The organism is Rhodohalobacter sp. SW132 (assembly GCF_003390325.1).
In the GTDB taxonomy this organism is placed as follows: Bacteria; Bacteroidota; Rhodothermia; order Balneolales; family Balneolaceae; genus SW132.
Map to the genome: position 1 here is coordinate 547,534 of NZ_QUOK01000002.1, position 12,652 is coordinate 560,185.

The window sequence follows — 12,652 nt, forward strand, 5'->3', positions numbered from 1 at the left end:
TTTAGGCCCTGAATTCTGAATTTTTTTCAGAATTTAAGTTGGAGAACATAAGGCTGAGCAACTCAACCAGATTCTACTCCAGAAGTTCGGGTTTCTCTTTTTCGAGCCGCTGAAAGACCGCTTTTACGGACTGTGACTGATTTTTAGGGAGGATGAGAATAGCATCATCCTTTTCTACAACAACCATATCCTCAAGGCCGATAATTTCCACATGTTTGTTACTGAATACAAGATTGGTACCCTGTACCACGGAACTTGTATCATCGGATGAGAAATAGTCATAAAGAGATTCATACGATCCCAGGTCAGACCACCCGAAATCAGACGGCACAACACGGATATTTTCAGACTTCTCCATCACAGCATAATCAATCGATTCGGATGGGATCAATGCCGACTCCTCACTTGGCAGCACACTGCCGGACCTGCGGCTAAATGCTTTTTCAGCAGCATGGTAAATATCAGGCCGGTGCTTCTTCAGTTCGTTCAGGTACACGCCTGCTTTCATGCAAAATATTCCGCTGTTCCAGAGAAATCTCCCCTCCAGCAGATAGTTTTTTGCCGTTACGACGTTCGGTTTCTCCTTGAACGAGAGTACGGTCTCCCCTTCGTACTCAATATAACCGTAGCCGGTTTCCGGACGGGTTGGTTTTAGTCCGAAAGTAACAAGTGCACCCTCCGATGCAAGTTCAAAGGCACGATTGACAGCACGTTCGTAAGCTGCCAGATCATCAATAATGTGATCGGCCGGTGTGACCAGCATCAGATCATCATTTGCACATGCAAATGCGCCAAAAGCAACAGCCGCAGCTGTATTCCGTGCTTCCGACTCGATTACATATTCATCGGCAGACAGTTCAGCATCAGAGAGGTTTTCCCTGGATAATTTCGAATTTCCTTCGTTGCATACCACCACAAGCCGATCCGTAAGCGGCACATTTCGCAGAGCCGAAAGCTGAAATAGTGTGCGGTCCCCAAATATGGGTACATATTGTTTTGGCCTCGATTTTTTGGAAAGCGGCCACAGCCTGCTGCCTACCCCGCCGGTTAACAAGATATTTACTCTGTTCATATAAACGTACTTATTCAATCAGCTTTTTATCTTCTTCGACCATTTCCTTAATTAAATCGTCGACTGAATAGGTGGGTTCCCAGCCAAGCTTTTCTTTTGCTTTGCTTGGATCGCCGATCAGCAGGTCAACTTCTGTGGGCCGGAAATAGGTTGGATCCACTTCTACTAAAATATTACCTGTATTTTTGTTAATACCGGTTTCATTCACCCCTTCTCCTTTCCACTCCAGCTCAATCCCGGCATGATGAAATGATCGTTCACAAAATTCCCGTACAGTTGTAGTTTTACCGGTAGCAAGCACATAATCTTCCGGCACATCCTGCTGAAGCATTCTCCACATCCCCTCTACATAATCTTTGGCATGTCCCCAGTCTCTTTTCGCGTTGAGATTTCCAAGGAATAGTTTCGGTTGTTCACCTGCCGCTATCCGTACAGCTGCGCGGGTGATTTTTCGTGTAACAAATGTTTCTCCCCTGTTGGGTGATTCGTGGTTAAACAGAATACCGTTCACGGCAAACATGTCATACGCTTCCCGATAGTTCACACAGATCCAGAATGCGTATAGTTTTGCGACTCCGTAAGGCGACCTTGGATAAAACGGTGTTTTTTCAGTTTGCGGAACTTCCTGGACTTTGCCGTACAGCTCACTTGTGGATGCCTGGTAAAATTTGGTCTTTTTTGTCATTCCGAGAATACGGATCGCTTCCAGGATTCTCAGCGTTCCAAGTGCATCACTGTTTGCCGTGTATTCCGGTGCTTCAAAGGATACCTGAACATGACTCTGGGCAGCGAGATTATAAATTTCATCCGGCTGAACCTCCTGTATAATACGTATCAGGTTTGTGGCATCGGTGAGATCACCGTAGTGCATGTAGAACGGCAACCCTTTAAAATGCGGGTCGGTGTAGAGATGGTCTACCCTGCCTGTGTTGAAGGAACTGGATCTTCTCTTAATACCATGAACTTCATATCCTTTATCCAGAAGCAACTCAGCCAGGTACGCTCCATCCTGACCTGTAATTCCGGTAATCAGTGCCGTCTTATTTTTTGAACTCAAAATAGCTGTATATTTTAGCGTTAGTTATATGGTTATAATCACTTATCGTCAAATTTCGAAAAGAATAAAGAATATAGAGTTGATTTTGAAAAGTTACAGCGATATATCGATTAGAATATATTATGTTTTACCTGTTCGAAATCATGAGAAAAAGCTTTATTAAAAAAATAGAGGGGCAAACAATCCTCACATCTTAACTTCTTTAATTTCATCCCTGTTTTCGAGAAACCACCGGTATGTTTTTTGGATCCCCTCTTTTAAATCGTGAGTATAAGTCCACCCTTCATTTTTCATTCTTGAGACATCCATCAGTTTTCTCGGTGTTCCATCCGGCTTGCTGCTATCCCAGTTGATCTCTCCTTCATGGCCGGTAATTCTCTGAATCGTTTCCGCTAATTCTTTGATTGTGATATCTTTTCCGGTTCCAATATTATAGAGTGATTTTTCAAGATTGTTTTCCATGGCAAAACAGACCGCTTCGGCCAGATCATCCACATATAGAAACTCCCTCATCGGTGTACCTGATCCCCACAAGTTTACCGGGGCATGGCCGTTGGAGGCTGCATCATCAAATTTCCGAATCATGGCCGGAAGCACATGTGATGTCTCCAGGTCAAAATTATCTCTCGGTCCGTACAAATTTGTGGGCATTAGCGAGACATAATTCCGGTCAAACTGACGCCTTAACGCTTCGATAAGCTTGATTCCCGCAATTTTCGCAATCGCGTACCATTGATTGGTCGGTTCCAGGGGGCCTGTCAGCAAGGACTCCTCTTTCAATGGCTGATCAGCCAGTTTGGGATAGATACATGAACTTCCCAGGAAAATAACTTTCCCGACATCATTAGAATGAGAGGCATTTATCAGGTTGTTCTGAATCTGAAGATTTTCGTAGATAAACGGATACGGATAGGTGTCGTTTGCCAAAATCCCGCCAACTTTAGCTGCCGCGATAATCACAACATCCGGTTTTTCAGATCGAATAAACGCTTCGGTAGCTGCCTGATCGGTCAGATCAAGTTCAGAGCTGGTTCGGGAGACGAGATTCGAATAGCCTTCATCCTGAAGCTTAAAGACGATTGCAGAACCGACCATTCCCCTGTGGCCTGCAACATAAATTTTCTTGTTTTTCATATTGTGGTTACGTAAATGCCTTGATTGAGAGATATTTTAAGTGAGAAAATATAAGGAAGAATCTACCGATCGTTAAATAAAATATTTAATGGAATTGTAAGCCAGATATGTGCCCGGTTGGACTGGTGAGAGAAAACTGCGTTTTCGTGGAATCGTTGAGTGAAAACTGCGTTTTCGTTGAATTGTTTTAGTGTGACCCGATTATAGTGTGAAATCAGGAAAGCACGATAGTATTTGCATGGAGCTTATCAATAATGGCGAAGCTTTAATGAAAATCGATATGATATCTAACAAAACTTTACTGAGTGATTATCCGGGAATTGAATGGAAAAAAGTAATGGGGATGCGAGATATTATTTCGCATCACTACTTCGACTGTTTTCAAAACAGTAGATCCTTTATAAAATGAATGGCATTCACCTTTTAAGGAATGAAACCAGCCCCGTTACGGGGCGGGATATCCTTAGGCCCCATGGGAATGCACAGCACTTCCGTGGGGTATGAGGATGCCTCATTAAAAGAAGCACCGTAGTAGGTTCGGCATCATTCAGGCTCTGGAATGAATCAAAAAAAGCTCTCGAAATCAATAAAATAGAGGTTCTACAGGCATTCTTGTGGGTTATTTTTGTCGGCGAAGGAAATCCCCTCTTGAGAGGGGCATGTGAAGACAAATAACCGCCGGCGGCGGAGGATTTGTCAAACGAGGGTGTGTCCCGGAATGCCAGTATTAAGTAACAAGATGAACCAAATAGCGAACACACCCCTCGTCAGTCAACAAATCACGACAAGTCGTGTTTTTGACTAACTTTTCCCCTCTCAAGAGGGGATTCCGTTGCTACTACTTTTGATTTACCCACAAGAATGCCTGTAGAACCAAAATAGATTGTAGGTAAAGATGGGTTGGTCGTCTTGCAAGGGTCTGTATATATCGCACCTACGGCGCTCCCATATTTCATGCTCGCTCTTCACCCAAGGCCACCGCTGCGCAGTGACCCTGGGCTACGGTTATGACGCACCGATGGTGCTTGGGTCGTGTAAATGATAATACGTCGGGTAAAACCCGAAATGTTTTCCATGGCAGCTGAGCATTTTTATCTGAACTTCCATTGAAATATGGAAATCCCGATGCATCGTGGCGAGGTTCTTATGGTGCTTTCGCATGTCAAAGCACTAAGTTTATGCACTTTTCCACAGATCTATGTACAAACAAATTTTCAGGCCAAACATCGTTCAACATTATTTTTGAGTTTCAGATTATTCGATACAAAGGATGGAATTACCCTTTTTAAAGGTATAAACCAGCCCCGTTTCGGAGCGGCATATCCGTAGGCCCCATGGGAATGCGCAGCATTTCCGTGGGGCATGAAGATGCCCCATCAAAAGTATCACCGTAGGTGTGTCATCATTCGATCTCTGAATTCCGTTCCAGTCATAGAGTCCAAAGGAACCAAAAATGACATCAGAAAGCGGGGTAAAATGGATGGCAAAAAAGGAAACGTATCCCGCTACAAAAATAATAGAGATAGAACTACAATGCTTAGTTTAAAAAGTTTTGAGATAGATTTTAAAGATGTTGCGGAAGTTGAGATAAGTTCACCGAGCAATCGCAAGACCCTGTTGAAGATCTTAGTCTAAAATTAAAACTCAGCGAAACTCCGCGTAATACTTTGCGCAACTCTGCGAGTATAAATATCACGGATTCACTCAATTCGCCATCAACACAATATCAACAATCTCGCCGGGCGTAAAGGTGAGCTCTTCTAAATTTTGATCAAGCGCAATCTGTACCGGCAGTCCGCTTTCATAAATGGCTCCCGGTCTCTGCAGATGTTGTTCAATCAGACGCATGTGCCCTCCCAGCCGGGTGATATGTGACCGCACAAAATCACGGCCCGGTTTGCGTGTGCGAATTTCAACTTCCATCCCCACTTCGGGCTCAACCGTGAACGGCTGACGAATATATCCCACAATATAGGCCGGTTCTTTTTCTTCAATTTTGAGAATCGGTACACCTGCATCCACATATTCTCCGGACCGATGGTAAATAAGACTAACAACCCCATTCCCGGGTGCATAGATTCTTCTCGGCTCCAGCTCACGTTCGAGGGATTCAATCCTTCGATTTTGCATTTCAATAGATGCTGCCATCGGGTTACGGTCGGTTTGCGTGCTATACTCCCCAAACTCCCGGATCTCCTGAAGCGACTCCGCGATGTCCTCGATCAGAAGCTCGGTTTGTTCAACACGGGTTTCATCGGTCTCCATTTGCAGAAGAGCCAGTTCATACTCCTGCTCGGATGACAGGCCGCGCTCGTACAGCTGTTCAATTCGGTTAAAATCGGCGGCAGACTGGCGATACTGAAGCTGTGCCTCGGCAAGCTGAATGCGCTGCTGCATCATATCAACTCTGAGATCCTGAACGTTCAGGCGATTTCGCTCCTCATCGATTACAGGCTCCAGGCTCTGACGAATATATTCCACTTCACTCCGGAGTACTTCTATTTGTGCTTCAGCACGGATAGGGTCTGTGGTGATAATCTCCCCGAGAAAATCGCCCTCTCGTACTTCATCAAACTCCAAAAATGAAAAACCCGCCAGCCGCCCTCTCGCAGGGCTGGATACAGTTCGGGTATCTGCAACTACCTCGCCGATCGCACCGGGAGATTGAACCCGATCTTCCCATAAAAAGTATACTGCTGTGGATACACACAAAAAGACGATCAGAGGTAAAAATCGCACCCTGATTTCTCGTAACCGCTGTTTCCAGGGAATCGGTATCGGCTCGTACTGCTGCTTTCTCATCTCTAAATCTCCGATTCATCTTCTGCCCTCAGGCTGCTCACCTGTGAGACGCCTTCAAACTTTTTTACTTCATCCAGAAGCTCGTCCACCCTGTCGGGATCACGCAAACGCAGCCGGTACGACAAATGTGCGGTTTCAAGATTCCCTCCCGAACTTTGGGATGCGAGCTTTAAATTTATCGCGTGACGCTTCAGAAAACTTTCAAACTGTTTGATACGGGAGATCGGCTGGCTCCAGTTCAGGTTCAGAATCAGATCATACCGCTGCCGGGATCCAAAATTTGTATACCAGATATAGGTTAGCGCCACCGATACAATTCCGGTTCCCATAATCGCCGTCGTAAATTTTTGCGTGCCGCACGACATCCCGATCACAATCAGCGACAGGATATAGACCGTATCAAGTGTATCGCGAAGAATATTCCGAAAACGGACAATCGCAAACACAGCCAGCAGACTAAATGCGGTTACAAGGTTGTTATCGAGAACCATCATCACAAGAGCTACCGTTATCGGGATGATAATCAGCGAGCTGACAAACGTTCTCGAGTAGGAAAGGCCGGTGTGCGTAAACATATAGACCCACGCCAGAAGCTGACCGCACAGAAATGCGAGAAGCAGCCCCATCAGCAGGGTTGTCAGGTCCGTGGGCAGCGGAGCCGTATCTCCAAAGTATAGCCAGTCTTGCATCAGGTCACGTTTATTTATTGTAAATGATTTAATTTTTCCGACCATCCAGGCCGGAAAATATACATGTTTCCCTTAGAACCTTTCGTGGTACATATTTTTGTATTCCTTCTATAAAAGCACAAGTACCTTTTATCAGGAGATTTCTCGACTCCGTTCCGGTATAAATCACCGGAACTCTGCTCGAAATGACAATTATCCGCGTATAATCCGGGAAAGACCGGGGCAGCCGCTGGCTGCCCCGGTCTTTCCTTCACTGAATTCTATTTGTCTTTTCGAGCGAATCCCCGATTGGGCTTTTCCAACGTGGATGAGTCGAGAAATCTCCTAATAACGGATACATAAACGGATTTAAAAAAGACAAAAAATGTTTCCTCATCATAGTCTTCGGATGTTGTAAATTTTTGTTTCCACAATCTTCACACAGCAACCAGCTTTCCCGGACCAATTTTGAGTATACCATCCACATATTTCGCCGCGGAATCCTGACGCAGATCGAAACGCTGGGTCAGTTCACGAAACCAGTCAGGAAATCGGTTTGTGAATTTCAATTCCAGGATGACCTTGTTGCCAAAAACATCAGCGCCATCTTTCATTTCAGTAGCCAGGGAGTAGCCCCGCTCCTGTTTTGTTCGAACATCACGATCAAAAGTAACGCGGACCGAGTTGTTATCTTCCAGCTCGTATGCCTCACGCCTGTACGCCACATGAATTTTAGGCCGGGCATGGATTTGGTTCACCAGGAAACAGAAATGTTCCAGTGCCTCCAGCTCTTTCGGTGTCTGTTTAATCAGGTGCTCCATGATCGGCATCTGCCCTGTCAAAAGTTCCTGAACATACCGTCGTTTAACTTTTGCCCGCTTTTTTGCAATCACCTTATCAAACCGTCGCTTGATTTCAAAAAAGACCGGGGCATCCGGCCCGTTTTCATAATAGCGGATCCGCAGTTTATACCGGTTTCGGTTGCCGTTGATTGTATCCTGGTAGGTCTTCATCGATTGCGAATCGATATACAGACTGTGCACCGGGTACGACAGATCGGGCTGCGTCGCCCCAAACGGGTCAATTGCCAAATAACGCTCCACGAAATGCCGAATTTCAAGCGCTTTATATTCGTGTACCCTGAATTTGATTTCAAAACGCTGTTCTTGTAGCCTGTCTTTCATCCACTTTTTACACTTTTGTAATAATGTGGTAACACTAAGGTAATATATAAAATATGAGATAGCAGACGCAATTCAGAGATTTTTGAATCACTCAGAGTTATACATGAGGCTGGTTTCTTCGAATTCATTTCTATTCAGTGCAGGAATCGTGTTGAGAGAAAACTGTGTTTTCGTGGAACTGTAGAGAATTCACCCGGGTGGGTCGGGACCAGAAATGCACTGGCTGTGTGAATGTGGAGTGTTTGCTGCGCAAACGTTAAGGGAATGGACTCACTGGTCGATATTTTAATTAGAACAATCAACGTTACTTGCAGTGTAATCTAAACGCGAGCAAAATGAGCCTTTACGCCTTGTTGTACTGACTAAATGCTATTCACCATCAACCATATCTACAATGCCCCGTTGTGGCATCTCCTGTCTTTATAAGTAACAGTAGATCTCATATAAAATACATGGCGTTCAATTTTTATGAGATTAACCAGCCCCGCTCCGGGGGCGACATATCCGTAGGCCCCATGGGAATGCAAAGCATTTCCGTGAGGAAAAGAATGCTTAATTGGAAAAGAAGCACAATAGTAGGTGCGGCATAATCGAACTCTGAATTCAATCTCAAACTTAAAATTCAACCTGATTGTCCGAATCGCACTCAATATTTCTCAAGAGATCAGAGATTAACGTAGAAAGTTTTTGCCCGCTGATTGCTTGGCATTCTCAAGATTATTTCAAAGCAATATTTTTCACTCCATCACTCCATCAATCCATCAATCCATCAATCCATCAATCCATCAATCCTTCTAACTTTACACACCCACCCTCTCATTAGCCAATCCCTTTACCACGTCACGTCATTTTGACATAAAAATATCACTCGCAAAACACCCCTGATTTTAGCCCTGAAAATTCCATACCATTTTCAAAATTTCGGGGAGTTGGTACGGACTTGGTATGGACTTGGTACGGAGCTGGCAGTGGCCTGGTTTTTGGTGGTTCGCCCCTATTCAGCATGTCATTTTGGCTGAATAATTTAGGGCTTGAAACGGACCAATGGTTTGCAGAAAATTCACCCGATGGGCCGGTACAGAAATTCACTGGCTGTGTAAATGTAGAGTATTCGCTTTGCGAGTGTTGCGGGGATACCTAATGAGAGATGGGGAGATAGACAGATGGGGAGATGGAATTTTTGAATTGAAAGGTTCGAGGTCCAAATACATATATATTTTTTATTTTTTGAGAAAGCCATTCTCTCTTTCACTCTTTCTCTCCATCACAAAATGAGTCCACTTGTTCAAAAGCTGAAACTGCAAAGCTCACTCGGACGTAGTGCCAGGTCGTTTTATTTACTTTTCCTGTTCAAGTATCTTTAAGACTTTTTTCTGCAGATCAGGAATTTTATTTATAACAACATCCCACACGATATCATAATCTATACCAAAATAACCATGGATAAGCCGATCTCTCATTCCAGCCATCATTCGCCATTCTACTTTTGAATGATTTTTCCGGAACTCATCCGGAATCTGTTTAGAGGCTTCACCAATAATCTCAATACTTCGTACAAATGCCCGTTTCCGGGTCTCATCAGCCAAAAACTGACTCTTATCAAGATCCTGGCTTTCCTTTAATAGATAAGTCGCTTCATCCAGAATATGTGATAAATATTCAGTCGGAATTTGTGACATATTCAACCTCATGTAGAATTTTAGGGGCTAAATAAGGGCTAAGCGATTCTTTCGTCACCAGTTCAACCGGATAGGGAAGAGCTTCATCCAATACAAATGATAGCTGCATAAAATTATCAAATGATTTTTTACCCTGGTCAAACTCAACCAAAATATCGATATCACTATTTGGAGTTTGAGAATTACGGACAAAAGAACCAAACAATCCTATCCTCTTCACGCCAAACTTATTAAACTCAGACCGTAACTGTTGAAGCTTCTGTAAAATATCCTTTTTCTCCAGTATTGCAGTTTCCATTGAGGCTTCGTTTTGTATTCAAAGTAATCATAGAAGATTACACATTTTATATTTAATTAGAAAACGCCTAACCTGGCTTTTCCTGCACAGACTTCAAAGGGGAACACACATCTTACGCTATAGCGTATTCAGCGCTTTGCACAATGGTCAGTATTCTGCATTCGCAGAATGGTGAGTATTCACCCCGATGAGTCGAAACCAGAAATTCACCGGCAGTGTGAATATAAATGTAGAGTATTCGCTTTGCGAATGATGCGGGGATACTTAATGAGAGATGGAGAGATGGAGAGATGGAATTTTCGAACTGAATGGTGAAGAAGCAACAATTTTGATAAACCGGCCTTTTTGCCCCACCCCCGGCCCAATAAAATATTCATAGTCCGCTTAAGGTATTTGGGTTCTGAGAATTCAGTTAATACTTTTTGGATCTACAGGAAAGTTTGTGGGTACTCATAGATTCTTAAGAGCCTGAATTTCCTGCGTAATTCAGTTTGCTGAACCGAAAAGACCAGAAGTTGTAACAAGTGCACACTCTATTGACACGTCATCGCGGACCCTGATCCGCGATCTCCAGTCTTTGCATAAAACAACAGTATATCACTGGCGGAATTTAAAGTTTCGAAGCAGAATGGGAGATGCCGCATCAGAGTGCGGCATGACCGGGAATCTTAATAAACCGCACAAATTTTTTCACCCACAAACTTTCCTGTAGATCCTACTTTTTTGGACAACCTCGGAATTAAACCGCTTTTCCATTAAAGTGCGATTTTCACACGCAACAATCTTTAATTAAAGACATTTTGCTATGTCGGTTTTCATCATTATTTCCATTTGTAAATCATTAATTAAATGCTATAATTGATCAAAATCTTATAAAGAGTGCTTTGCAAAACCAGGGATTTTGTCATAGTTCAAGACCAGAGTGGAATCGGAACCGGAGCGTATGTACAATACGTGAGGATTTCGATTCCGCGATAACACCGAAATTTGACGAAAGCACGGTTTTGCAAAGCACTCTAAAACCAAATCAGCCGTATAAATTGATATGAATTCAGACCGATACGTAATCTCGAGACTGAGTCTTATGATGTTTCTCCAGTTTTTTATCTGGGGTGGATTTTTTGTGGTTATGGGCGTGTATCTGCTCGAAATTTTCCAGGGAGAAGAGGGGTTAAACACTATTATTGGCCAGGCGTATGCCACGCATAATTGGGCGGGACTGCTTGCCCCCGTTCTTGTAGGGCTCTTGGCTGACCGCTACTTCAATGCGGAAAGAGTGAATGCAATCTGCCATATTTTGGGTGCAGGTTTACTCTGGTATGCTGCAGGCGTTACTGATCCGGGAGTATTTATCTGGGTAATGCTTGCCTATTTTATGCTTTACATGCCGACGCTGGCTCTTGTAAACGCCATTTCCTTTGCCAATATCGGTGATCCCGATAAAGAGTTTCCAAAAATACGTGTATGGGGAACGGTTGGTTGGATTCTGTCAGGTTTTATTGTGGCACAAACAGTTCTGGGGTTCGTTGAAATTCCACTTTTAACGGCCATTACCGGGATTGAGAGCAACATTCAGAGTACAAATATTCCACTCTACATGAGTGCTATTATTTCGTTGATCTATGGTGTTTATAGCTTTACTCTTCCGCCAACTCCGCCTTCCGAAAAAGGAAAGAAATTTAGTTTGAAAGAAGCTCTTGGTCTCGATGCTCTGAAACTGCTTACGAACAAAAATTTCGCGGTCTTCTCTATCAGTAGTTTTGCCATTAGTATACCGCTTGCTTTCTACTATGCACGGACAAACGATTTTATTGCTGCCGTTGCTTTTGGTGAACAGTCGGCATCCTTTATGGCAATTGGTCAGATGAGTGAGGTCCTTTTTATGGTGCTCATTCCATTTTTTATTGTCCGTTTGGGAATAAAATGGATGCTGCTGGTTGGAATGTTGGCATGGACCGCCCGCTATTTTCTCTTTGGAGCATTCCCTGATTCTGTCTCATTGATTATCCTGGGTATTGCGCTGCACGGAATCTGTTACGATTTCTTTTTTGTAACCGGACAGCTTTATGTAGATAAAAAAGCTCCCAAAAATCTTCGTGCCAGTGCTCAGGGATTTTTCAATCTGCTGACGTATGGTGCAGGTATGTTAATCGGGAACTACCTGCTTGGATGGTGGGGAGACAGCATTAATCTAGATGGAGCTACCGAGGCCGGCTGGCTTGCCGGTGCCATGCAATTCTGGATGATGCCGGCAATTTTAGCTCTTGGTGTCGCCATCATGTTTTTCCTCTTTTTCTGGGATGATGAGGTGGAGGCTGAGACGCTCGACACAAACGTTTCTCCTCTGCCGGAAACCGGACCAGACTCAGAAGAGATCAGCCCGGGAATGGTTGGCTGACCCGGAGAAATGACGGAGAGACGGAGAGACGGAGTGGAGTTTCTACATTTGAGTGGACATGGAGTTAAGGTATATTGAGGTGTCTAAATTATACAACAACTAATGGGTAAAAAGAAAACACGAAAAAGCTACACCAAACAATACAAGCTTGATGTAATCCAGCAGAGTTACCAGCGGGAAAACATCAGTGAACTGGCTTCTGAGCTTGGAATAAAACCAGCGCTCATCTATAAATGGAGAGCGGCCTATGGGGCCGGATCCACGGAGAGTTTTCCAGGAAAGGGAGTGGAGTCGCTAACTCCCCAGCAAGAAGAACTGCGTCGCTTAAAGAATGAACTGGCGGAGACACGTATGGAGCGT

11 protein-coding genes are annotated in these 12,652 nt (G+C 44.0%); 3 read left to right on the forward strand and 8 right to left on the reverse strand.

All coding sequences use genetic code 11. The annotated features are described in order from the left end of the window. Positions 1-73 precede the first annotated feature (73 nt). The 3 genes from DYD21_RS06965 to DYD21_RS06975 form a co-directional block, all read right to left on the reverse strand. Positions 74-1,072, reverse strand: a complete 999-nt coding sequence (locus DYD21_RS06965; RefSeq protein WP_116034533.1) for a mannose-1-phosphate guanylyltransferase — start codon at positions 1,070-1,072, stop codon at positions 74-76. A 10-nt stretch (positions 1,073-1,082) separates the two neighbouring features. Beyond that, on the reverse strand, positions 1,083-2,129 hold the full coding sequence (gmd, locus tag DYD21_RS06970; protein ID WP_116034536.1) for a GDP-mannose 4,6-dehydratase: 1,047 nt from the start codon (positions 2,127-2,129) through the stop codon (positions 1,083-1,085). 186 nt (positions 2,130-2,315) lie between these two features. Then, positions 2,316-3,263, reverse strand: a complete 948-nt coding sequence (locus DYD21_RS06975) for a GDP-L-fucose synthase (protein WP_116034538.1) — start codon at positions 3,261-3,263, stop codon at positions 2,316-2,318. Positions 3,264-3,471: 208 nt separating this feature from the next. On the opposite strand from DYD21_RS06975, the gene DYD21_RS21475 reads away from it, so the two are divergent. Continuing rightward, positions 3,472-3,672, forward strand: coding sequence for a HepT-like ribonuclease domain-containing protein (locus DYD21_RS21475; protein WP_199535478.1), 201 nt, complete (start codon positions 3,472-3,474; stop codon positions 3,670-3,672). Between the two features lie 1,295 nt (positions 3,673-4,967). Here DYD21_RS21475 and DYD21_RS06995 read toward each other — a convergent pair. The 5 genes from DYD21_RS06995 to DYD21_RS07015 all read right to left on the reverse strand — a co-directional run bounded on the left by DYD21_RS06995 (position 4,968) and on the right by DYD21_RS07015 (position 9,894). Continuing rightward, positions 4,968-6,065 carry an HlyD family secretion protein gene (locus DYD21_RS06995; protein WP_116034548.1) on the reverse strand — a complete coding sequence of 366 codons (1,098 nt, stop codon included), beginning with the start codon at positions 6,063-6,065 and terminating at the stop codon, positions 4,968-4,970. Between the two features lie 2 nt (positions 6,066-6,067). Continuing rightward, a complete protein-coding gene (locus DYD21_RS07000; RefSeq protein WP_158551444.1) occupies positions 6,068-6,754 on the reverse strand; it encodes a DUF4956 domain-containing protein in 687 nt (228 codons plus the stop codon). Positions 6,755-7,170: 416 nt separating this feature from the next. Next, positions 7,171-7,917, reverse strand: coding sequence for a polyphosphate polymerase domain-containing protein (locus tag DYD21_RS07005; RefSeq protein WP_116034553.1), 747 nt, complete (start codon positions 7,915-7,917; stop codon positions 7,171-7,173). Positions 7,918-9,254: 1,337 nt separating this feature from the next. Beyond that, positions 9,255-9,596: a DUF86 domain-containing protein gene (locus DYD21_RS07010; protein WP_116034556.1), complete on the reverse strand. Its 342-nt coding sequence runs from the start codon at positions 9,594-9,596 to the stop codon at positions 9,255-9,257. Then, positions 9,577-9,894, reverse strand: coding sequence for a nucleotidyltransferase family protein (locus tag DYD21_RS07015; RefSeq protein WP_116034558.1), 318 nt, complete (start codon positions 9,892-9,894; stop codon positions 9,577-9,579). Before DYD21_RS07015 ends, DYD21_RS07010 begins: the two co-directional genes overlap by 20 nt. A gap of 1,045 nt (positions 9,895-10,939) precedes the next feature. On the opposite strand from DYD21_RS07015, the gene DYD21_RS07020 reads away from it, so the two are divergent. Beyond that, the gene (locus DYD21_RS07020; RefSeq protein WP_116034561.1) at positions 10,940-12,292 is read left to right on the forward strand and encodes an MFS transporter; all 1,353 of its coding nucleotides are present in this window, start codon (positions 10,940-10,942) and stop codon (positions 12,290-12,292) included. A gap of 102 nt (positions 12,293-12,394) precedes the next feature. Continuing rightward, positions 12,395-12,652 (forward strand): transposase (locus tag DYD21_RS07025; protein ID WP_147303515.1); only part of this gene is annotated, 258 nt, incomplete at its 3' end.

Coding starts and splice junctions, on each gene's coding strand:
- DYD21_RS07005 (WP_116034553.1), bottom strand. CDS start 7,917: ATGAAAGACAGGCTACAAGAACAGCGTTTTGAAATCAAATTCAGGGTA.
- DYD21_RS07010 (WP_116034556.1), bottom strand. CDS start 9,596: ATGTCACAAATTCCGACTGAATATTTATCACATATTCTGGATGAAGCG.
- DYD21_RS07015 (WP_116034558.1), bottom strand. CDS start 9,894: ATGGAAACTGCAATACTGGAGAAAAAGGATATTTTACAGAAGCTTCAA.
- DYD21_RS06965 (WP_116034533.1), bottom strand. CDS start 1,072: ATGAACAGAGTAAATATCTTGTTAACCGGCGGGGTAGGCAGCAGGCTG.
- DYD21_RS06975 (WP_116034538.1), bottom strand. CDS start 3,263: ATGAAAAACAAGAAAATTTATGTTGCAGGCCACAGGGGAATGGTCGGT.
- DYD21_RS07020 (WP_116034561.1), top strand. CDS start 10,940: ATGAATTCAGACCGATACGTAATCTCGAGACTGAGTCTTATGATGTTT.
- DYD21_RS06995 (WP_116034548.1), bottom strand. CDS start 6,065: ATGAGAAAGCAGCAGTACGAGCCGATACCGATTCCCTGGAAACAGCGG.
- DYD21_RS07000 (WP_158551444.1), bottom strand. CDS start 6,754: ATGCAAGACTGGCTATACTTTGGAGATACGGCTCCGCTGCCCACGGAC.